General features: G+C 54.5%; 16 protein-coding genes. 5 read left to right on the top strand and 11 right to left on the bottom strand.

Going from position 1 to position 22,811, the window contains the following annotated elements; translation table 11 throughout:
• Positions 1 to 34: 34 nt before the first annotated feature.
• The 3 genes from GSQ62_RS00150 to GSQ62_RS00140 form a co-directional block, all read right to left on the bottom strand.
• Entirely contained in the window at positions 35 to 3,544 is a 3,510-nt protein-coding gene (locus GSQ62_RS00150; protein ID WP_161887621.1) for a GEVED domain-containing protein, read from the bottom strand.
• Between the two features lie 719 nt (positions 3,545 to 4,263).
• Positions 4,264 to 4,842 (bottom strand): DUF3109 family protein, encoded by a 579-nt coding sequence (locus GSQ62_RS00145; RefSeq protein ID WP_161887620.1) that lies wholly within the window; start codon positions 4,840 to 4,842, stop codon positions 4,264 to 4,266.
• Between the two features lie 191 nt (positions 4,843 to 5,033).
• Positions 5,034 to 6,641, bottom strand: a complete 1,608-nt coding sequence (locus GSQ62_RS00140) for an ankyrin repeat domain-containing protein (protein ID WP_161887619.1) — start codon at positions 6,639 to 6,641, stop codon at positions 5,034 to 5,036.
• A 282-nt stretch (positions 6,642 to 6,923) separates the two neighbouring features.
• Here GSQ62_RS00140 and GSQ62_RS00135 point away from each other — a divergent pair, with 282 nt between their 5' ends.
• Complete coding sequence (locus tag GSQ62_RS00135) at positions 6,924 to 9,167, top strand: ATP-dependent helicase (protein ID WP_161887618.1); 2,244 nt, start codon at positions 6,924 to 6,926, stop codon at positions 9,165 to 9,167.
• A gap of 54 nt (positions 9,168 to 9,221) precedes the next feature.
• Here the strand turns inward: GSQ62_RS00135 and GSQ62_RS00130 are convergent, their stop codons facing one another.
• Positions 9,222 to 9,617, bottom strand: a complete 396-nt coding sequence (locus GSQ62_RS00130; RefSeq protein ID WP_161887617.1) for a DUF4296 domain-containing protein — start codon at positions 9,615 to 9,617, stop codon at positions 9,222 to 9,224.
• Between the two features lie 58 nt (positions 9,618 to 9,675).
• Between GSQ62_RS00130 and GSQ62_RS00125 the strand changes: the two genes are divergently transcribed.
• From GSQ62_RS00125 to GSQ62_RS00110, 4 genes are all read left to right on the top strand, one after another.
• Entirely contained in the window at positions 9,676 to 10,557 is an 882-nt protein-coding gene (locus GSQ62_RS00125) for a DUF58 domain-containing protein (protein WP_161887616.1), read from the top strand.
• On the top strand, positions 10,550 to 11,461 hold the full coding sequence (locus tag GSQ62_RS00120) for a hypothetical protein (protein WP_161887615.1): 912 nt from the start codon (positions 10,550 to 10,552) through the stop codon (positions 11,459 to 11,461). The genes GSQ62_RS00125 and GSQ62_RS00120 overlap by 8 nt, the downstream gene beginning before the upstream one ends.
• On the top strand, positions 11,442 to 12,494 hold the full coding sequence (locus GSQ62_RS00115) for a VWA domain-containing protein (protein ID WP_161887614.1): 1,053 nt from the start codon (positions 11,442 to 11,444) through the stop codon (positions 12,492 to 12,494). Before GSQ62_RS00120 ends, GSQ62_RS00115 begins: the two co-directional genes overlap by 20 nt.
• Before the next feature lie 149 nt (positions 12,495 to 12,643).
• Complete coding sequence (locus GSQ62_RS00110; protein ID WP_161887613.1) at positions 12,644 to 13,327, top strand: YggS family pyridoxal phosphate-dependent enzyme; 684 nt, start codon at positions 12,644 to 12,646, stop codon at positions 13,325 to 13,327.
• A 58-nt stretch (positions 13,328 to 13,385) separates the two neighbouring features.
• Here the strand turns inward: GSQ62_RS00110 and GSQ62_RS00105 are convergent, their stop codons facing one another.
• The 7 genes from GSQ62_RS00105 to GSQ62_RS00075 form a co-directional block, all read right to left on the bottom strand.
• Positions 13,386 to 14,045 (bottom strand): hypothetical protein, encoded by a 660-nt coding sequence (locus tag GSQ62_RS00105; protein WP_161887612.1) that lies wholly within the window; start codon positions 14,043 to 14,045, stop codon positions 13,386 to 13,388.
• Positions 14,046 to 14,047: 2 nt separating this feature from the next.
• Positions 14,048 to 15,799: an AAA family ATPase gene (locus GSQ62_RS00100; RefSeq protein WP_161887611.1), complete on the bottom strand. Its 1,752-nt coding sequence runs from the start codon at positions 15,797 to 15,799 to the stop codon at positions 14,048 to 14,050.
• 9 nt (positions 15,800 to 15,808) lie between these two features.
• Positions 15,809 to 16,765 carry a hypothetical protein gene (locus GSQ62_RS00095; RefSeq protein ID WP_161887610.1) on the bottom strand — a complete coding sequence of 319 codons (957 nt, stop codon included), beginning with the start codon at positions 16,763 to 16,765 and terminating at the stop codon, positions 15,809 to 15,811.
• 212 nt (positions 16,766 to 16,977) lie between these two features.
• A complete protein-coding gene (locus GSQ62_RS00090) occupies positions 16,978 to 20,439 on the bottom strand; it encodes an acetate and sugar kinases/Hsc70/actin family protein (RefSeq protein WP_161887609.1) in 3,462 nt (1,153 codons plus the stop codon).
• Between the two features lie 60 nt (positions 20,440 to 20,499).
• On the bottom strand, positions 20,500 to 20,796 hold the full coding sequence (locus tag GSQ62_RS00085) for a GIY-YIG nuclease family protein (protein WP_317164385.1): 297 nt from the start codon (positions 20,794 to 20,796) through the stop codon (positions 20,500 to 20,502).
• Positions 20,797 to 20,942: 146 nt separating this feature from the next.
• A complete protein-coding gene (locus GSQ62_RS00080; protein WP_161887608.1) occupies positions 20,943 to 22,394 on the bottom strand; it encodes a hypothetical protein in 1,452 nt (483 codons plus the stop codon).
• Between the two features lie 2 nt (positions 22,395 to 22,396).
• Complete coding sequence (locus GSQ62_RS00075) at positions 22,397 to 22,810, bottom strand: hypothetical protein (protein ID WP_161887607.1); 414 nt, start codon at positions 22,808 to 22,810, stop codon at positions 22,397 to 22,399.
• Position 22,811: the final 1 nt, after the last annotated feature.

The raw sequence follows: 22,811 nt of genomic DNA, 5'->3' as shown, positions 1-22,811 counted from the left end.
ATATGGCCGGGGCTTTTTCTATATACAGCGCCCGTCAGTTGCCGCCTGACTTGAGCAGCTTGCCGCTCAGGTGCCTGTTGCCGAGCACCACCTGGTAGAAGTAAAGCCCCCGCGCCACCGGCACGCCCTGGCTGTTTCTGCCGTCCCACTTCAGCTCATGCCTTCCCTCGCCGAGCTGGCCGTAGCGGACTTCCCGCACTTTCTGGCCCAGCTCCGAGAAGATGACCAACTGCACCGGGCCCGCCTCGCGAAGCGTGGCAGCAATCACGACATCTCCTTTGAACGGATTCGGATAAGCCACAAGATCCTCCTCTGCCAGCGGTTGGTTTGGCACTTCCAGCGTGGTGCTGTCGGCTGATGCCTCAGACGCTATGAGCGCTGATGGTCTCCAGAGCACCTGGAAGTCCCAGGGGCTGACGGCTTCTGCCCCGCCATGCAGCAGGAGGTTGATTTTACCGGTAGTTGCCCCGGCGGGCACCGTCGCCCGCACCAGGTAGTCGTTGTATACTGAGAAACTGCTCGCTGCCACGCCATTGAAGCGGACCTCTTTGGTGGTAGAGAGGTTTTGCCCGATGATGATGACTTTGGAGCCTGCGTGGCCCCACCACGGCGCAAAGACAAAGATGCCAGGCTGCAGCACGACAAACGCTGTCCCGCTGGTGGCCTCCCCGCCCGCAGTGGTGACCGTGATGCTGCCAGTGGTCGCCGTGGCCGGAACGACAGCCTTCAGTTGCGTGTCGCTGATGACGGTGAACTCGGCCTCCACACCGTTGAACCGGACTGCATGTGTGGTTGCCAGGGCGGTGCCGGTCAGCTGCACCGCTGTTCCGGGTAGCCCGTGCTGGGGTGTGAAAGAAGCAAGCGTGGGCGGGCCCACCTCCGGCTCCTCTATCATGATGGTGTAATCTTCTGTTTCTCCGTAAAGGAAAGAGTCCTCCTGCTCGGTCGGATCATCCGGAAAAAACTCAGCGCAGGCCTCATTACCATAGAAATCGAATTTATTTGACCGCACCCGCATGCGCACAGGCCCAGTAACAGCGTGCGCAGGTATAGTTACTGTGCCATTGAACGCATCTGTACTGGCAGACGGGGATATAAACCCTCCGCCATCGTTGTCATACTCTCCTTCTACAACAGGGGAACCATACACAAACTCACCTTCATCGCTGAAGTCCATGTCGTTGTTGTAGTCTATCCAAACGCCAAATGTTTGCGCCATAGGGCCGGACTGGATGCTGACGCTGTAGCTCCCCCCTTTTTTAACGGTGGTGGAAAGCGTGCCGGTGGGCTCATAGCTGATGTAGCCGCCAGCCTTCCCGTTACAGCCTGAACCGTTGTTGACGAGGGTGTTGAGGCTGAAATTATCTATATAAGAACAATTTCCGCAACCTGCAGCCGCAAAGGAGGCACAGTATCCGATGGCAAAGGTATAGTCCTGGGTCTCGCCGTAGGTGCCAGCCACGCAGGACTCGGAGGCAGTGAATATACCCTCCGGCCTGCTCCTTACCCGCAGGCGCCTGACACCTGAGGCGGCATCAGCGGGTATAGTTATGGTGCTCGAAAAATTTGCCCCGACTCCGGGGGAACTATATATAAATTCGCCGGGGTCGTCAAAATCCTTGTCGTCATTGTAGTCGACCCACACGCCGTAGGCCTGCTCCCTGGATATATCGCCATTTTCAGATTCCGACCGCAGGTTGATGGGGTAGCTTTGCCCCTGCTTCACAGTGGAAGTGTAGTCGGAGTCGTTGAAGTAATCAAAAAAAGGTGTAAAATTGGTGTAGCTGTTATTATTCTGACATCCCTGCCCCAGCACATTGTAATACAAACCGGCAAAGGAAAAGTAGGCAATAAAGTTATCCTCCGCGCAACCACTGGTCATAACCGGAATGCAATAGGGGTTAGCCAAGGCAGTGAAAGCAACTTTGGCCAAGAAAGCGTCCGTACTACCGTTGCTGGTCAGGGTGGCAGTTCCGAAAGTGGCGGTGTTTTCGAACGAGCCGGCCATATATACGCCATTAGAAGCATCGGATATGGCACTCGTTCCTACCTGCTGCACCCATACTGGCGCTCCCTCCGCGCTGTAAATGGCAGTAAACCGGTCCGACAAATCGTCGCTGGTGATAAGTACCGAATTCTCCTCAGTTCCGGTTGTGCCTGTTATGTAAACTTCTCCGATAAAAGAGAAAGTCATATAAAGACGGCTGTCTTCATCCAGGGCAATTTGATGGATGGGCGTAGGGTTGTCAATATCGGCATCTTCTACTATTTTCCAGATCAGGTTTCCATCTGTGTCGTATTTATTGACATTGGCAGTTGGGTCCTGGGCCATGAAACCCCGCGGGTGATAGGCCAGGTAGAGGTTATCATCCGCACTGGATATTAATTCTACTATGTCAACGCCTTGATTTAATCTGGCAACCCCCTTGGCCCATACCGCATTACCGGCATTATCATATTTGGCCAGAAATACATCACTTGGAACTTCACCATCAAACCCAACATCAAGTATAACATCACCAAACCGGACACCGTTGAAAAAAATACCGAAAATGTAGACGTTTCCAGCTTTATCCGTAGCTATTAGGGGTGATTGAACAGAGGCAGGAAACCCTTTCTCGGTGTACTTCTCCATGCCGAACGCTTCCCTGGCCCATACTAACTTTCCATCCGGATTGAACTTTGCCGTAAAAACAGCGGAGTAATTCTTATAAGGATTGGTTGGACTTTGGAAAGTCTGGTCCCCAATCACCATAGTCCCGGTGAAATCTCCTGCGACGAAGGTATTGCCGCCCGCATCAAAGGAAACATCTGTAACATTGCCGCCTTCTCCGCCTGCGCTGGATGACCATTGTAAACTTCCAGAAGAGCCGAATTTATATAGGTAGACCTGCTCCAGAGGCTCATCGCTGCTGCTCTTTGCGGAACGAACGGCCAGATAAAGATTTTCAGCTATATCAAGCGATAGCTCCAGCACACTGTCGATGCGCTCTCCCCCCTCCTGTCGCACCCATAGCAACGCGCCCGACGCATCATACTTGGCGATGAAGGCATCCGCTTCGCCGCTGCTTGTCAGGCTCGTGCCGCCAAAGTCGGCGGTGCCGCTGAACGTGCCAGCTATATATACATTATAAGATCCATCCGTCGCGATGGCAGTGGCACGGTCAGCTGCTGGTCCTCCTACCTGGTGGGCCCACAGCAAATCTCCGTCAGCAGTATAGTGTGCTATATAGGCGTCCTCTGCGCCACTGCTTGCAAGGCTTGTGCTACCGAACGCAGCGGTGCCGCTGAAGGCCCCGGCAGTATATACCGTCCCGGAAGCACCAGTAGCCACAGCACAGGTGTAGTCGGAAGACGAACCGCCTGCCTGTTTGGCCCACCTCCATTCGGGGTGGTCGACCTGAGCGGTGGCAGGCTTTGGCTGAAGCAGGAAGGGCAGCAAGAAGAGGCAAAACGCAAAACCCCGTGAGACTTTCCCACGGCTGTGCCTGTAAGTTGGGGCGCATGATGCACCAGGCGAAGTAACTGCTAAATTTCTTTTCATGTATGAATTGTTGAGGTGTGCAGAAAATGACAATGGCATGTATGTGCTTACTTGTGGGGAAGCGCGGACAGTGGCCTGACTTTTAGAGTTGCTAAAAATTGGCACGTGCGGGTGTAGCAAAGCGCCAATTGGCAGAAGGGTGATGGAGGGGAGATATGAGCTAAAGAGCGCATAATGGCTTCTCTATAAAAGATTACACCATCTACTTCCACCTTATACTGATTCAAACAGAATAAGTATAATTATTATTGATATATTATAAAATATTTTAATAGGAAGGCAAAACCGCGGCCGCACACGTATGCTGCCGCGGTTTTGCAACCTTCTATAGGAGAGTTCCCGGTAGGAGTCGAGCCTCGGTCAGGGACCGGGGCAGCTTGTTTTGCAAATAGCTATATGAGAGGACCCGTGGCAGGTGCAATGGCCTGATAGATGTGAAAATGTGGTCTGTACAGAAAATACGGTTATTTTGGGGTATGCACTGGACTTAAAGACCCATGAAGCGTGAAAGAAAAGTATTGACTGGCAGGAAAATTCAGGAACAGCAGAAACTTAGAGGACAAGCTTTCGGCATGTACAGGCTATTTATATAATTGCGAAAGCCATATATAAAAGAGAACCTCCTGCCTTCTTGAGAAATTGCTTTCACCCCTGGCACAGAAGGTTCTCTGCTACGGCCATTTGCTGTACTCCTGGCTATTTATATATATTTTGATGCCTTACGGTTGCGTGGCTTTTTCCTCCTCCACCAGTTTTTCCAACTCAGCGTACCAGCCTTCGCCGTACTTCCGGATGAGCGGCTCCTTCAGGAACTGGTACACCCGCACGCCCAGGTCCTGGCCAAAGCTGCAGGCGGCGCTGCAAATTCCCCAGCGGTCGTAGTTCAGGGCATCAAAGTCGTCGTACTTGGTGACGCGGATGGGATACAGATGGCAGGAGATGGGTTTCTTCCAGCTGATTTTGCCGTCGTTGTAGGCCTGCTCTATGGCGCACTTCAGCGTTTTGTGCTCGTCATATATGGCATAGGCGCACTCGCGGTTGTTGATGGTGGGCGTGGAGTAGTCGCCTTCCCAGTCTTTTATATATAACCCCTGCTCGGCCACCGCCTGCTTTCCGGCACCCGTCATATAGGGCTTTATCTGCTCGTAGCTTTCCTGCAGTATCGCCAGTTCCTCCTCCTCCAGCGGAGCGCCAAGGTCGCCCTCCACACAGCAGGCCCCCTTGCACTTCTCCAGGTTGCAGACAAAGAACTGTTCGCGCACGTCATCGCTGATGACCGTATTCTGTAAAACTATCATTTTCTGGTAAAAAATATGGAACGGAGGATGCAGCACCTTTCCTCCTGCACCTGTCCGAAAGGGAGACAAAGGTAAGCATATAATAGTTTAAAAAACTGCCGGGAAGCAGACAGAATAAAGGCCGTTCTATATATAGCCGTTAATAATCGAGGCCATATATAGGGGCTCTTGCCGCCTATGTCAGTTACATCTTACTTCTGCCGCTCCGGTGAGCCTGAGGCCAGCAGGATGTTCTGCACGTTGCGGTGGTCGGTGTAGTCGATGGCCGCCTTTTGGGCATTGTCAAGCAGTTTGGGATCAGCACCCGCCTGCAGCAGGGCGAGAATGATTTCGTAGTTAGCGTTTATCTCGCAGGCCAGCATCAGCGGCGTCTTGCCCTCCTTGTTCTTTATGTTGGGGTCCGCGCCGTACTGCAGCAGCCTCTCCAGCTCCATGATGCCGATGTGCTGGCCGATGGTGGCCTGCAGCGCCTGCGCCAGCACCGTGTTGCCCTCGTTATCCTGTATATTGGGATTTGCGCCGTGGTGGATGAGGGTGTCGATCAGGTGTACCTGCTCCATCTCGTAAAGCTCCGTCCTGAGCCTGACGCAGCTCACCAGGTAATGCAGGGCCGTCTTGCCATCATTGTCCTGGGCGTTTATGTCGGCGCCCTTCCGGAGCAGCTGCCCCACCGTCTGAAAGCGCACCTCGGGCTCATATTCAGTTCCATAATCCTCCTGGCGCAGGGGCACGTAGATGGTGTGCATGAGCGGGGTGCGCCCGTGCAGGTCGGCTTCATATTCTTCCGGCACCGCCTGCGTGTTCACGTCGCCGCCCGCCGAGATGGCCCGCTTCAGCATCTCCGGGTCGCGCCTGATGGAGGCGATCACCACCTTCTGGTCAGCGGTCTGGTTTATATAGATGAGCTGCTCGTAGGCGCTCACGCTTCCCTTCTCCACTGCGCTTCTGTACAACTTGCGCGCCTCCTGCACTTTTACCGCGCCCAGCGTGCCCTCCTCATACAGCAGCGCCAGGGTATACAGCGCCTCGCGCTCCCCGGCATCCACTCCTTTCTTAAGCCAGTACACGGCTTTGTCATAGTCCTTGCCTACGCCCTCGCCGTTCAGGTACAGGTTAGCCAGCGAGGTATAGGACTGCACATCCCCGGCCGCAGCGGCCCGGCTCAGATAATTGAAGGCCAGCCCTTTGTCCACCATCGCCCCGAAACCGGTATAGTACATGCTGCCCAGGATCCGGTTGCAAAAGGCGTCCCCTGCCACAGCCTTCTCCCTTATCTCCATGGCAGCGGTGTGCATGTGCTGTGTAAACTCACGCCTGTCTTTCTCCGTGCGCAGTATCATGGTCTCGGCCATACCCAGGTGACCCAGCACGCTGCCGCCATCCAGGGCAAGCTGGTAGTAGTAGGCCGCAGAGTCTTTGTTTGCGGAGAAGTACTGGCTGGCATCCTGCACCTGCTGCAGCGTGTCAATCTGCACCGAATCGTACTTCAGCTCCCGGAACTGGTGCATGCGGCCGATAAAATAATAAGCGTCCTTGTCGCCCTGCGCAATAGCCTCCCGGAACTTCATATAGGCTCCCTGGAAGCGCAGCGCCTTGTAATAGGCCATCGCCTCGTCCATGGCCGGGGTGCGCCAGATGCTTTTCGTCACCACCACAGGCGCAGGGGCGTTCGCTGATTTGGCAGCTGCTGTTACGCCTGCCTTCGCGGCGCTGTCGGCGGTTGTTTTGTGCGGCGCGGTCTGGGAAAAGGCCAGGTGGCATGCACCGCCGAGTAGCAAAATCAGTAGCAAATGCTTCATATAAGGGAGTTGAGGTAGTACTTGGGTATCTGATCAAAATTAAACAAACGCAGCCGTTCTGCAAAATATGCGGCGCTCCGGCATGAATCTGAAGCAAGGCTGCTCACTTCCTGTAAAATACAGGCTCACGACTAAACGCTTTCGCGCCTGTTCCTGTTCACTTGGTAACGCCAATCTTTGCTATGACACTGCATGCGCCGTGCCAAAATGGAGAGGCCGTTCAGAAAACGGATATGAATTCGTAAATTGCATGGATTTAAAGACGCACGCGGAAGAGAAGAAATGGATCATTTAAGTTTATTAAACGAGTCGCAACGCAAGGCTGTGCTGCACAAGGACGGACCGGCCATGATTATTGCGGGCGCCGGCTCCGGCAAAACAAGGGTACTCACCTTCAGGATCGCCCAGCTCATCAGCCAGGGAGTGGACCCTTTCCACATACTGGCCCTCACCTTCACCAACAAGGCGGCCAAGGAAATGCGCCACCGTATTGAGAAAGTGATCGGAAACGAGGCAAAGAACATCTGGATGGGCACCTTCCACTCCGTGTTCTCCCGCATCCTGCGTGCCGAGGCAGAGAAAATCGGCTACCCGAAAAGCTTCACCATATATGACACCGACGACTCCAGGACGCTCATCCGCAACATTGTGAAGGAGATGAACCTGGACGACAAGCTCTACAAGCCGAACGTGGTGCTGGGCCGTATCTCCTCCGCCAAAAACAAGCTGATCTCGGTGAAGCAGTACCTCAACGATGCGGTCATCCAGGCCGACGACGAGGCGGCCATGCGCCCGAAAATCGGGAAGATATATGAGATGTACCAGAGCCGCTGCTTCCGGGCCGGCGCCATGGACTTCGACGATCTACTCTTCCAGACCAACGTGCTCTTCAAGGACCACCCCGATGCGCTGAACAAGTACCAGCACATTTTCAAATATGTGATGGTGGACGAGTACCAGGATACCAACTACTCGCAGTACCTCATCACCCGCAAGCTGGCCGCGCAGAACCGCAACATCGTGGTGGTAGGCGACGATGCGCAGTCCATATATGCCTTTCGCGGGGCCGATATCCAGAACATCCTCAACTTCGAGCGCGACTACCCGGAGCTGGAGGTGTTCAAGCTGGAGCAGAACTACCGCTCCACCAAGAACATCGTGCATGCGGCTAACTCCGTCATCAAAAACAACCAGGCGCAGCTCCGCAAAGAGGTGTTCACGGACAACGAGCAGGGCCCGCTGATTGAAGTGATAAAGGCAAACTCCGACAACGAGGAGGGCAAACTGGTGGCCACCACCATTTTTGAGGAGAAGATGGGCAACCACTTCTCCTACGACGACTTCGCCATCCTGTACCGCACCAATGCCCAGTCGCGGGCCATGGAAGAGGCCCTGCGCCGCATGAACATCAAGTACAAGATCATCGGCGGCCTCTCCTTTTACCAGCGCAAAGAGATCAAAGACCTGATTGCCTACCTGCGCCTGACGGTGAACCCGAACGACGAGCAGGCGCTGCGCCGCGTCATCAATTACCCAAAGCGGGGCATCGGCGAGACAACCGAGCAGCGGCTTTTCGTGACAGCCAACGACACCAACCACAGCGTGTGGGAGGTGGTGATGAACGCGACGGAGTTCCTGGGCAACCGCGTGGGTACCGCCATCGAGAATTTCTCCATGATGATCCGCGACTTCGCCCGCATGGCCGAGCAAAGCGACGCCTTTGAGGTAGCCAAGCACGTGGCCAAGCACTCTGGTATTGTGGATGATCTGTACCAGGATAAGACGGTGGAGGGCCTTGCCCGCTACGAGAACATCCAGGAGCTGCTGAACGGTATAAAGGAGTATGTGGACGATCCGGAAAAAGAGGACAAGAGCCTGTCCGCCTTCCTGCAGGACATCGCCCTCATCACCGACGCCGACACCAAGGCCGATGACGACGGGGAGTTCGTGACGCTGATGACGATTCACTCAGCCAAAGGACTGGAGTTCAAGAACGTGTTTATCGTGGGGATGGAGGAAAACCTGTTCCCGAGCCAGATGATGCTGAACTCCCGCGCCGACCTGGAAGAGGAGCGCCGTTTATTCTACGTGGCCATCACGCGGGCCGAAAAGAAGCTTTACCTCACCTACGCCACCAGCCGCTACCAGTGGGGCAACCTGCGGGCCTGCGAGAAGAGCCGTTTCCTCGATGAGATAGATCCGAAGTATATAAATTTCAAGTACGGCGACAACGGGGCCAGCGGCGGCGGCAACGTGTTCGACCGGGTGCTGCAGCGCAAGAGCAGCCTGGTGGCGGCACCGCCACGCAAGCAGGTGGCCAGCAACTATACGCCGCCCGCCGACTTCAAGGCAAGCGATACCTCTAAACTGGAGGCTGGCATGAAAGTGGAGCACCCGAAATTCGGTTTTGGGGTGGTAGCGAAAATGGACACGCAGGGCAACAGCACCAAAGCCATCATCAACTTCGAGGAAGTAGGTGAAAAGACGCTGCTGCTGAGTTTCGCCAAGCTCAAGATACATGCGTAAACGTCACCACGTGTAGCTGTATATAAAAAGATATATAGCTACACGTGGTGGCGTTTACTCTATTCGTTTTGTTGGCTTAACAGCATTTGCGCTGTCCGCTTTGGCTTTCGCAGCCTCCGCCAGCGACTCCCGCACGCTGAGCGTGTCCACCACCACCTCGTACAGCTTGTCCATTTCCTCCAGGTGCGTGAGATAATAATTATAGGTATCCCGGAATGCCCGCTGCTCCACGCCGTACTTCTCCAGGATTTCGGCATGCTCCTCCGCATATATAACCTGGGCCGTGTCGGGATAGGATACATTGCGTTCGATCAGCGCCTCCGTGGTGTGGATGTCGGCCAGAATGCGCACCATTGTTTGCTGGGGCACCATGTCGGCGGGCAGGTCATCGGGCTGCTGCTGACAGCCGAGCAGGCAGAGGCAAAAAAGCAGGCGGAAAAGTCTATTCACGGGTGTAAATTACGAGAATAAGTGATAAATTTAAAATTACACAGCACGGCAGCAGCCCATGAAAGAGCTTGTCAAGAAGCTACGCAAATACGAGATCCGTATCCGAAAAGCCATCACTACGCAAATGCAGGGCGACTTTCACTCTGTTTTTAAAGGCACGGGCCTGGAGTTTGACGACGTGCGCGCATACCAGTACGGTGACGACGTGCGTTCTATCGACTGGAACGTATCGGCAAAGGGGCACGGCACGTTTGTGAAGACTTATCGTGAGGAGAAAGAGCAGTCGGTTTTCCTGATGCTGGACGTGAGCGCCTCGCAAACCATCGGCACCGGGACGCAGCAGAAGCTGGATGTAGGCAAGGAGATATGTGGGGTGCTGGCCCTGTCGGCGGCGCGGCAACAGAGCCAGATCGGCATCATCTGCATCTCCGACCAGAAAGAGAAATACATCAAACCGGCCAAAGGCATTCAGCAGGCCTACAGCATCATCAAGGCGCTGAGTGAGTTGCAGCCCAAATCCGCGAAAACCAACCTGGCCGCCGGTATCAAACTGACGCTGGACATCATCAGGCGCCGCAGCATTATTTTGCTGCTCTCCGACTTCATCGATATAAATTATGAAAAGGAACTGGCGATGCTGGCCAAGCGCCACGACCTGATCGTGCTGCACATGCTGGATGTGCGCGAGCATCACCTGCCGCCGATGGGCATCGTGCCCGTGCTGGACAAGGAGACCGGCCGCACCATCTGGCTGAACACTTCCGGAGAGGAGTTCCGGCAACGCTACCTGGCGCAGTACGCGCAAAACCGCGAGAACCTGATGCGCCTCTGCCAGAAGTACCAGGCCAACTACCTGACCATCGAGACGAACGAAGATTACGTGCCGCAACTGGTTAACCTGTTCCGGCTGAGAAACAAGTCCACGAAAAACAGTGCGTAAACATATCCTGTTCCTATTCCTGTGCCTCCTGCCAGCCCTAGCCTGGGGGCAGATTCCAAAACCGGAAGGCACCTTTGCCCACGACACCGCCAGAATCGGGGAGTTGCTACAGTACACGCTGGTGCATCGGCATCCTGTGGCCCAGGAGGTAATTCTGCCCTCGGAACAATATGACTTCGCTCCGTTCGAACTGGTGCGCAAAGCCTATTTCCCGACTTCCACGAAAGCGGGCATCAGCACCGACAGCGCCATATATACCCTGCGCACTTTTGAGACAGCCCCCTTGCAACAACTGGCACTCCCCATCTACGTGCTGGGGCAGCGCGACACGCAGACGGTATTCGCCGCGGCAGACACCGTGGTGGTGGCGCAACTGGTGACAGAGGTGCGGGAGCCGCTGCCCGTGCGGGAAGAAACGACACTGGCCGCTGTGGAAGAGCGCTTTAACTGGCCCCTGCTGATCCTGTGGATTACGGCAACGGCGCTTTTCCTGGCGTTGGTCTGGCTCATCTTCGGGCAGGCCATCCAGAGCAAATACCGGCTCTACCGCCTGCGCAAAGACCATGTATATTTTGCCTCCCGCTATAACTCGCACGAAGACCGCTTCAAGAAAACGGGATCGCCGCAGAGCCTGGAGAAGGCTGTTTCGCTCTGGAAGAACTACCTGACCAAACTGGAGAAAAGCGCCATCAACTCTTTTACTACCAAAGAGATAGTGGAGTTTTATGAGAACGACGAGGAAGTGAACACCGCCCTACGCATCTGCGATAAGGCCATATATGGCAACCTGCAGACGGAGGCGGAAGGCGAGACGAACCTGGCGCTGGGCATGCTGCGCCGCTTTGCCAAGAGTCGCCACAAGACACAACGCGAAATCATCCGGAATGCTAAGAATACCCGATAACTCCTGGGACTGGCTCAGCCTGGAATGGTTCAGCTACGGCACCCTGCGCTCGTTTGAGTGGGTGTACCCGCTGGTGCTGTATATACTGCCTGTGGTGCCCCTGCTGTTTCTGCTGAAGTGGCTGTTTACCCTGAACACGCGCAACAAGCTTGACCTGGCCATGTTTGAGGGTAAGGTTCGCTGGCAGTGGAGCAGTGTGCTGCGCCATATCCCCAACCTGGTCTTTATCCTGTTCATGATGCTGGTAGTGGTGGCGCTGGCCCGCCCGCAGCGCGTAAACGAGCAGGTGGAGCAAACCGCGGAAGGCATCGACATTGTGCTCGCGCTGGATGTGTCGGGCTCCATGGAGCTGCAGGATATAAAGCCGGACCGGCTGACAGCGGCCAAAGAGGTGGCGCTCAACTTTATCGGTGGCCGCGTGCAGGACCGCATTGGCATAGTCGTGTTTGCAGGCGATGCCTACTCCCTCTCCCCCCTCACCACTGACTACGAACTGCTGCGCGACAACATTAACTCCATCGGTTTTAAGATGATCGAAAACGAGGGCACGGCAATTGGCAGTGCCCTGGCCGTAGCCATCAACCGGATGCGCGACACGGAGGCCAAAAGCAAAGTCATCATCCTGATCAGCGACGGCGAGAACACTGCCGGCAGCCTGGACCCCGAACTGGCCGCCCAACTGGCCTACGCCTATGGCATAAAACTATATACCATCGGGATCGGTAAAGACGGAAAAGTGACCTACACGGAGGAGGAAACAGGCAAAACGCTGCTGGTGGAGACACAGCTGGACGAAACCACGCTGCGTAAAATCGCGACGGTGGGCGAAGGGAGCTTCTTCAGGGCCGACAGCAAAGATGCCCTGCAGGAAATCTTCCGGAACATCAACCGGCTGGAGAAAACCGAGATAACGGAGAAGCGCTTCCGCGACACCCAGGATTATTACCAGGTGTACCTGAAATGGGCGCTGCTGCTGCTCCTTTGCTGGATGCTTCTCAAAAACACCTTTATCACCAACGTGCTGGAGGATTGAATAACGCGTAGCACGTATTGCGTATCACGTAGCACGATGCTCTTGCTTCGTTAGTTTATATAGTGTACTTATATATAAACACTACCTCCAATCGTGATACTTGATACGTACGTCGTGATACGTATATATAACTGTCAAAAAATAAAGAAATGTCAATAGCTGAAAACATCCTTTACTTCGACGAGCAACTGCGGAACACGCCCTGCCGGCTGGTGGCTGTGTCCAAAACCCATCCTGCGGAAAAAGTTAGAGAAGCATATGACGCTGGCCATCGCCTCTTCGGAGAGAACAAAGTGCAGGAACTGGTAGAAAAGCGCGACCAGCTCCCCCACGACATTGCCTGGCACCTCATCGGCCACCTGCAGACAAACAAGGTAAAGTACATAGCACAGTTTATCGACACCATTCAATCGGTGGACAGCCTGAAGCTGCTGCGGGAGATAAACAGGCGCGCTGAGATGTTTGGCCGCACCCTGCCTATTAACTGCATGCTGCAAATCTCGATTGCGGATGAAGAAACCAAATTTGGGATGAGTTACGAGGAGGCCGTGGCACTGCTGCAGTCGGAGGAATACCGCCAGATGAACTATGTCAGTATCACGGGCGTAATGGGCATTGCCACCAACACGGATGATGAAGAAAAACTGCGCCAGGAGTTCCGGTACCTGCGCCAGTGCTTTCAGCAACTGAAAGACACCTTTTTCGTTGCCAAAGACAGCTTCCGGGAAATCTCCATGGGGATGACCTCTGACTGGCAACTGGCCGTGGCGGAAGGCAGCACCATGATCCGGGTGGGCAGCGGCATCTTCGGGGAGCGCCACTACAACAGGTGAGAAATAGGGCTTTTCGGTTACTATAAATTTATCATTTATAGTTTCTGACCACTGGATCTTATTCCTCCTCACCAGCTTCCAGTGTGCCCACCTTCGGCAGAATTTGGATCACGAACCGGCGGTCGCGGATATCGCCTTTGCGGCCTGCGCCCTCAAAGCCGCTCCCGGCTGCAATTATCTCTACCTGGTCTTCGGGAAACTGGATGCCCGCATTCCGCCAGAACTTCAACAGGGCCAGCGCCCGCTGATAACTCAGTTCCAGGGCATATTCGCGCTGCGTGATGTTGCGGGGATCGCCTTTAGGGAAGCTGGCGGCGCGGCCATCTATCACAATCAGGTATTTCACGTCTTTGTCTTCGATGGAATTGATGACCTGGCTCAGGTTCTGTCCGGCTTTGCGGAGAGGCGCGCGCGAACGCTCCGGTATCATGGCGCTGCTTTGCTCAAACAGCACATCTACCAGCAGCTCGTGCCGCTTATACTTCTCGTTGTACTGGAAATATTCGTCATCGAGGCGGGCAAGGGCGGCTTTTATCTCATCCAGCTTGCGCTTCTCGGCCACTTCTACCTGCAGCCGGGCAATGTTTTCGCGATTTTCACGGTCCTTGCCCTGGAACATTTTAAAGCTCAGCACAAACAGGACCAGCATCACCAGGAACAGCACTGTCATCAAATCAACGTAGCTGGGCCAGAAAAAATCTCTGCTCTCCTTGCTCATTTCTACCTCCTGTGGTTCCCGCCACTGCCAAATAGCTTGTCAAACGCCGCCTTTATCGGCCCCGGCTCCATGCTCCGGACCATGTTGGCGTTCAGGGCCTGGAGTTGCTGTAGCAATTGCTGCTGAATAGCGGTGTCGGCTTCTATCTTCTGTAGCAGACGCTCGTTTGTCTGCCTTATCTCGCCCGCCAGTTGCCGCTGCGCGCCGTTCATGTTTTCCTGCTGCTGGCTCAGGTTCTGGAAGGGCTGCATATAATCCAGGATGCGCTGGTAGATATTGTCTTCGTTCAGGGTCCGGAAATGCTCCTGCCATTTCTCATAAGCATTCTGCGCATCGCGCTCCTGGTGCTGCAGCCGCGCTTCCATTAAATCCGTTAACCGCAGGGCGGCCTTATCGAAATACTGCTCCACCCGCGAACCGATGTCCTGCAGTTCGCGCTCGTGCTGCCCGAAGAAATTCACCTGCCGCTGAATCGACTCGTCGTGCTTCTGCAGATAGCCGGGCACCTTGTCAAAGCCCTCCTGCAGGCCGTTCAGCCGATTGAGCACATTGCTGATGGTATGCGTCAGCTCCGCCCCTTTCCGCACCGACTCGTTCAGCGCCACCTGGTACTGCATGAAGTTTTTGAACAGCTGCTCGCTTTCCTTCATCTTGTCGAAGACCTGCAGATTAGCATTAGCCATCTGCGTGAAGCCTATCTTGTCCAGCTTCTCGATAAACTCCTTTTGCGTACTGATGTTCTCGGTGAGCGTGTCCACAATGGGCCGGAAACCGAGGATTTTGTCCAGAAAATCTTTGTTGAAGGAATCCAGCACCGACTTCAGGTTGCCCAGACTGGCAGCCATATCGGAGTTGAGTTTGGGCAGCAGGTGCGTTTGCAGGAAGGTGTAGTATTCGTTCTGCAGCCTGTCACGGGTGCTGCGGGCGTCTTTCAGGGCATTGTTCCCCAGCAGCGTCAGCAGCAGTCCGCAGAAGCTGCCCGCCATGGCGATCATCACGCCGAACAGGAAGGACGGGATGTTCTGGTCCGTGATGAACGAACCTGCTGCTTCCTCCGCACCAAGGCCGGACCAGATCAGGCTCGACAAACCTATAATCACCCCGGAGAACGTTCCCAGCAAACCTATATATAGCGGCGTGGCCACCGTCGACTGCACTTCCGCATCCAGGGCTTCGGAGTAGCGCTCCGACACATCTTTCAGGATATCAAAATCCGCTGCCGCGCCTTTGTTGCGCTTCAGGTACTCGTTGGTGTTCCGGATGATCTTGCTGAAGGTCTCGGATGGGTTCCGGGCTTCTATCAGATCAATCGTCGCTGTTCCTTTACCACCCGAAGCCACCGTGCTTACAAGCGCGTCCGGATCGCCTTCCATCAGGTAGATGTTGTTGCCGCTAACCAGTCGCTCAAATTTGTCTTTGGCTACCGAGTAGGCTGGCACGGCCCCGCCCTTTGCCTCAATGTGCAGGATGTCGTTCTCGGTGGAGACAATGCGTTTTACCACCGGGTTGGAGGGCATATACTCCCGGAAAGGCCTGCCCGCCAGCAACGACTCCCAAAGCTGATCCGTGGAACCAGCTTTGGCGGCGGCTTTCGGGGAATTATCAAGCAGGTGCTCCGTGACTGAAAGCTGCTCTTCGGAAGGGAAAAGATTTTTGATCAGCTCAATTTTGGCCCTGGTGTTCCGGTATATATAAAACTGGTAACCAAGTATCGCCAGTACTAAAAGCGCCTCAAAAATAAATATGCCTTCCATCAGCGCGTTTTATCTGAAATCTATTCTGGCCTTCTCGACTATCTTCCAGCCGTTGTTTACCTTAGTGAGTAGGCCGTCCTGCTGCTGCACTACTTTGTTTACCACGCGGTTCGACGGCTTTTCGAAATCAAAGGCATTCTCCAGGCGGTCGATGCCCTGCGCGATCACAAAAGCATGGTTTCCTGCCAGGTTAAAGCGGTAATGCGTGCTGTTGCCGCCATCCGCCGGGGCATCCACTTCTATATAGCTGTCAGAGTCGGGCTGCTGCTGCAACTGGTGCAGCCGTATCACGCCGTCCTCCGGGATGATGGCGTATTTTTTACCTGAGTAGGTGGCCTCTTCCGGTGCTGTAATTGGGCTTGCATTTCCGGACTGCTGCTCTAGCTCGTCCAGCAAATCACCTCCCGCAATTTCCAGTTTAACGGGCCTCTGGGCTGGCGTCTGTTCCTCTCCTCTTTCTAACTCGCCATAGCTCGCTCTTTCTCTGGGCTCGTTGCGGCGGCGGTTCTCCTTCTTCCGTCTCGGCTGCTGCGGTTGTTGCGCCGCTTCCTCGTCGGGGAGTGATAAGGAGGCTGCTGTTGCATCCTGTTGCAGGGGTTGTGGCTGCCGCTCGCGTTGTTTTTGCCGCCGCTCCTGCTGCTCCTGCCTCGGCTGCTTCTGGCGTGGCTCGTTCTGCCTTGACTCATTCTGCTGCTCCTGGCGCTGCTGGTTGCGTGGGTTCGGCTCGTTTTGCTGCTCCTGCCGTGGCTGGTTCCTGCGCCCGGACTCGCTTGCTTCATTCGCTGGTCTGTTCCCCCTGCCAGCGTTGCCCTCCAGTTTCCGGAGCCGGGCCTCCATCAGGTTGTTCTTCTCCTTCAGCGTTTCTATTCGCTTTCCTAAGATATGATGCGAGCTGTTGGCTCTCAGGAAGGCAAACCCCGCTCCTACCACTGCCACCAGACTTACTATTATTGCTATATAATCCATGTGTTCGTGCTGTTTGTGCTTGTATATGAAATTAAGGCCTGAAATTATTCGGTCAGGTGGCCGAGGTATGTGGTATATATGATTTTGAAGGCTCTTGCTATATATAAAAAGATTCTCTTTACCGGGTCCAACCACCCCTACACCCCCAGGAGGGGCTGGGGGATAAATCCGAACCATCGAAAATCCACTTGCTGACTTTCTGGCTATATAACTCAAGACATCGCACTCACCTGCGACTGCTGCCTGTACAGTTCCTTCGACAGCAAATATAGCGATTGTTTCAGTGGCATGAAGAACATCGTCTCGTGCAGCTGCTCCCGGTCGGTCAGGCCGCGTACGGTATCTTCCAGCACCATGGTGTAGCTGTCCTGCAGGTTGGCGCGCATATAGTCGAGCACACGCTTCGTGTCTACCTCCACGCCCATCGAGCGCATCAGCGGAGAGATGTCCGGATCGTCGAGCAGCAGTTGCAGGCAGTTCATCACGTTGTCCATCACTTCCTGGCGCAGTTCCCCTGTTATCTGGGTTTTCGTTACCGGAGTCAGTGCATCCGCCATGTTCGCAGATCCCGTCGGCTTCATGATCGGAATGTTGGTCAGGTCGTTCAGGTCCGTTCCCTCCAAAGCCATCGCGCCGCCATTGGCTGTTACCTGCTTCGGATTGTCCACCAGCACCAGTTTGAAATTAGCCGGTGGCTCCTGCCCTGTCACTTTCAGGAAAATCGCTTTTGCATAGCGCTCCACATTCGAGAGGTTGTTGCCGGCGCTCAGCAGCTTTATATATAAACTGCCGCGTCCGCTGAAGGAGATATAGCGCGGCACTTTCACATCCAGCTGCTGCACCAGTTGCGCCAGGTGATACATCAGCGCCCCGAAGTGCAGGTAAAACATCAACCGCAGCTGGCGCGCCTGCAAAAGCTGCGAGCTGTAGTTCAGTTCTTTGTCGTAGTTGAACAGCAGGCTGCTGATATCCGCCGAGTTGAAATCCGGGTTGTCCAGCGCCGTCTCCAGGAACTTGCGGTACTCGCGTCCCTCCTCCGTCAGCGGGATACGCAACACGTGGTCCACGCCGTACTGTAGCAGGCCATTGTCTTTTTTGGTCTTCACGGTGGCGAAGCCATCGCCCCACAAGTCGTTGCCAGCAAAGCGGAAGGAAGAGCTGTGGGAGGGCCTGCGGTTCGTGAACAGCAGCACATCGGTCGTGCCGCCGCCGATGTCCACGTTTATCAGGTTCTCGTCCTGGCTGGGCACCACAGCTCCCGTTCTGGAGAGGAAGTAAAATGGCGCCACGGACTCCGTGATGCACACGGTGTTTCTGCCGTTCTTAAACACAGCGTTATATACCCCGTCCCACACGTTCTGGAACATGTTGCGCGAGTACTCATCAAAACTAAGCGGGGCAAACCACACCACCTTCGTACCGGCCACGTTTCCGTGGTTCAGCACCACTTTGTTTTTGATCAGGAGCATAATTTCAGTGAAGAACGCTTCGATGCGGCGCTTGCCCGCATTGGTCATCGTCTCGCTCCACTTCAGGTCGGTATGGTACGTTTGCTTGTACTGGTCCTGGTGAGTGCCTTCGGTGTTGATGGAGAAACCGATGTTGATGTTGCCGAACAGGTTCGTGATCTGGTTCTCAAAGTCGATTGCCTCGCAGGTAGCCGTGCGGGTCGGGAAGTTATACAAGGAACCGCCGGAGCCGATGATCAACGGTATAAACTCGCGCTTCAGTAAGGTTTCCACGGCAAACAACCTGCCGAAGCCGCGCTTATGGAATCGCTGGTAATCAGTCAGAGCCGGATCGTCGGATGGTTTGTTCAGCATCACCAGTTGCTGATCGTTGGCGGTGATGGTGAACTCGCGCGGCGGCTGGTTAGCGCCAGAGGTATAGGCGATGTGCGTGTTCGAGGTTCCGAAGTCGATGGCAAACGTGAAGTTGAGAATACCCTGCTGCACTTCCTGGTACTTCGGCACGATGAGCGCCTTCCCGGAAAAATCTACCCCTGCATGCGTAAACTCCGCAAAGTCGAAGTGTGTGCCGCGGATCTCGTAGTAAGTGCTGCCGGCGCTGCTGTTGCTCTTTTTGGTTCTGCGGTGCGCCGTGGCTGAGATGATACCGCCGCCTGCCTCCAGTTGCCTGCCCCCTGCAAAGAAGGCGAGCGAGTGGTTCCTGTTCACCAGCAGCGGATCGATGTCCTCGTCCACTAGCATCACCTTATAGAAATCATTGTACTGCACCGCGTCGGTGAACTTGTAGAACGGGAAAACTCCCAGCCCGATCTTTGATTTCACAATGCGGCCTTTCTCCGGAATCACGTTGCCATGAGCATCTTTCGAGTTGAGCGGGTTATCGTAATAGCTGCGCTCATATACCACGTTTCCTTTCTCCGTCGGCACACTCAGCGTCACCCGCACATGATTTATATCGATATAAAAGGTCAGGTGGTTTGCCAGATCCTGTGGCGTGAAAAACTCGAAGTACAGGCTCGTGATCGGCAGCAGGTAATTGAAGGATTTATCCGTGACACCCGGCTGATACACCACTGTGCCACTGTAGAAACGGTCGGTGTTTACCTCGTAAGGCACCTGCACCAGCGTTTCCTGCAGCAGGTCGTTTATCGTCAGGTATGGATAGTTGAACCCGACACCCGGCAGCGAACGGTTCTCCAAAGGTTTTTCATCGGCATAACCTACTATGGTATTTGTGGGCCAGGCGAGGTTGTTGACGTACTTCACATCTGGTGCCAGCCGCAGTTCGGGCTTCAGCACAATCGGTCGCTCGCCAGCAAAGCCGGTGTGGGTCGGGCGGATGAACAGATCGCTGCTGGTCACGGCAGTCTGATCCTTTTTCACCAGAAAGTTGATATGGCCCACATGCACCGGGTTCTGCTGAAAATCCACCAGTTGCAGGTATTCTGAGGCAATGGCTCCCTGGCCTACCGCCCCTGCCATATTAATTTTGCGCAGCAGGTGCTCGTCCAGGGCGTTATATACCGCCGGAAACGCCTGAATCATCGCAGAGTTCGACACGAAAAGCTTGTGTACATACTCCCTGAAATCCTGCTCCCTGTCTTCCAGCGCCACATAATGGTGGTCGAAGTACGTACCGATGTTCTGCGCCCGGTTCAGACTCAGCGGCTGCACGTTCGGCGCCACAAAAAGGAAGGTCAACGGCGAAGTGCCGCCGATGAGCTGCATGTGCCGGTCGCCGCGACTGGTCGTGGATTCGAAGAAAATCAGGAAGATGTCTTCAACGCCCTGAAAGCGGCTGTCATTCATGAACAGTTCGAGCGTGCGGCCCAGCAGGCTCGTGTTCGGGTTGGCCTGCATGGCGCTCAGTTGCTGGTGCTTGTTCCAGCGGCGGATGATGATCTTGTTGCCCGCCTGCGCGTAGCTCTGGTGGTTGTAAAGCAATTCCCACAGATCCCAGAAGTGGGTGACGAACCGGTGGTAGATGCTGTTGTTGGAGCCCGCCACACCGCGCTTCACAAAATCAAAGGCGGTCTCGAGCAGGTGCATCCTGGCAAATGGCGTTGGGATGGAAGCGTTGATCTTCAGGGCACGGCCACCGGCGCCATCGGTTATATCTTTGATCTCGGTGCTGGTGATCTGGCTGGTTTTCGCCCAGCCTTCCACGTTAGATCCGGTTTTATGAAGACGAAGTACTTTCGGCATGTTCGTTATATTTTGTTAAGGTAATGTTTGCTAAAGTAGTAGTTTTGCTGTGACTTTCTTTCAAAACACCTGCTCCCAATTTGTCATCCTGAAAGGATCTTGTGGGCAAGAACCAGTGACGCCTGCCAAAAACATCAGATTAGGATTCTCTGCTTTTATTAATTGCAGTTTGTCATCTCTTTTCATAAGCTTCAGCTCTTTCTCCCGCTCAATAGCATGTTGCACATAGGTATAGCGTTCAAAGAAAAGCAACTTATAGCAGTAGTATCGGCCAGCAAATATTTCCCGGTTTCCACGGTTTGCCTTGTGCTGCTCTATCCTGCTTTGCAAATCGTTTGTCACCCCTACATACAGCACCGTTTTATTGGATTGATGGTGATGTAGACGAAGTAGTTGTGGCTTCTCATAGCTGCAGCTTTTGCTTCATGCCCACAAGATCCTTTCAGGATGACAAAAGGAAGTTATAAGCGTATGACACTAAGTGTGTGATACAAAGCATGGCATTAACTATACTTCAGCTTCTCCTCTACCAGCGTGCCGGTAGCGGTTTCAAAGGCTTTGATGGTTGCCCTGAAAGCGTCCCGGTCTGATATGGACTCCGAAGCTCTGTTGAGTTCTTTTACGAAGGCGCCCTGGTGGATGCCTTTGTTCAGGAAGCCGGTTTCAATGTATTTATCGGAGACCATGCGGTTGAAGTCCGTCTCGTTCAGGTTGAGCGCATCGAAGGTCCGCTCGTTGCGGCCCAGTTCGCGCAGCCACGCCTGGTAGCCGTACTCCGGGTTTGTCAGAAACTTGTTAAGTTCCTTGAACACGGGCTCGTTGCGGATGGCGCTCGTCAGGTCCACGCCTTTGGCATACGCCGCCTGCGAATCTCCCGGCAGGTGTGTGGTATAATAGCGCTCAAAATAATGGAAACGGATGAACTGCTTGGCTATGCGGTCTCTCGTTTCGTTGTCCAGGTGCGAGAACTGTACATTGCTCACGTCCTCGCGCAGGCCATACTCATGGTATATTTCGTTGCCAGAGAGCTCATTGTCGGAGTAGTCCATGAAGTCCACAATCGCCAGCGCGCTCAGCAACTCCACCAGATGCGCGTCGTTTTTCTGGCTGGCGCGGCCGGGGTTGTTCTCCATCGGCTTGTCCGGTGTGTCGCCCATATAGTACACCGCATTCACCCCGGTCAGGTGGTTCTGGTAATATGAGAGCGCGTCTTTGGCTTTGGTGGTGAAGGTGTTGGAGTCGATAAAATCCGCCTCTACGCCGGCTGCCGGCTGCTCCAGCGAGAAATACGGCAACACCACCATCGCGCCAGTCAGCGCGTTGTTCAGGCTGGCGGCGTTAGGCAGGCCCGTGCGGGAATCCTTGAAGTTCTTGAGCAGCAGCGGGAAACCGGCGGCGCCCGTTCCACCGAAAATCGAACTGACAAAGAAGATACGGTCACCGGCCTGGAAGTTAGAGGCAAAAAAGCGCATCTCCGGCGAGTCGATGATCTCGTTCAGCACCACGCTGCCCACGTTCGGGCTGCCGCGGAAGCCCACGTCGAGGCTGTTGTTCAGGTTCTCCGGCGTAAACAGCAGGTCAATCAGCGCCTGGCTCTCGATGTTGAGCTGGTTGTAACCCACGTGGTCTTTGAAAGGCTTGTTGATGCCGCCGAAGTCATACACAAAACTGTCGCGGATTTTGGCGTTGCCGTCATTGGCGATGCTGGACAGGGTGCTGATGTCGGTGTGGAAGAAACCTTCGTCGCGGCGGCCCAGGGCATTGTGGATGTTCTTGTAGGTTTTGAGCAGTTCCACCGTGCGGTTCATGTCGCCGTTTTGCGTGTCCGGGTCAATGATGATGGGCACAATTTTATCACAGTTCTGAATCCTGGCACCTGCCGCCATCAGCATGACCAGCGAGCGGATCACGCGGGAGCCGGTGCCTCCGATTCCGAATACAAAAAGCTTTGCCATAGTTATTTTTTATTGGGCCATTTCATAGGGGTGGTCCATGCCTGCACAGAGCCCCTTTTGAATAGTATAGAGAAAATGAAGAACAGGATGAGGCTGTATATCACGTTCACGAAAGCAAACATATAGGTATAGGAGTGCGTTTCGATGTCGTTGCCGGTCACCTGCGCGATGGGGATGATGAAGGCGATGATTGCGTTCAGTACCAGGAACATCACCCAGTGGCGCGGCTTGTACAACCCGGTGCTCATCATGCGGTTGAGCACATAATAATACACCAGCACCATCGCCAACGTGATGATGAAGAGCATCAGCCCGGTGTTGGGGAACACGACTTCGCGGTAATCGTTGGTGAAATTTGCAGGGATGGGCCGGCCTAAAACCAGTTCGTAGAGTCCTGAGAAAAACTGTTGTATCATA

Origin of the sequence: Pontibacter russatus, from assembly GCF_009931655.1 — a bacterium.
In the GTDB taxonomy this organism is placed as follows: Bacteria; Bacteroidota; Bacteroidia; order Cytophagales; family Hymenobacteraceae; genus Pontibacter; species Pontibacter russatus.
The sequence above is the reverse complement of the archived record's forward strand: the minus strand, read 5'-3'. Positions and strand labels throughout refer to the sequence as shown.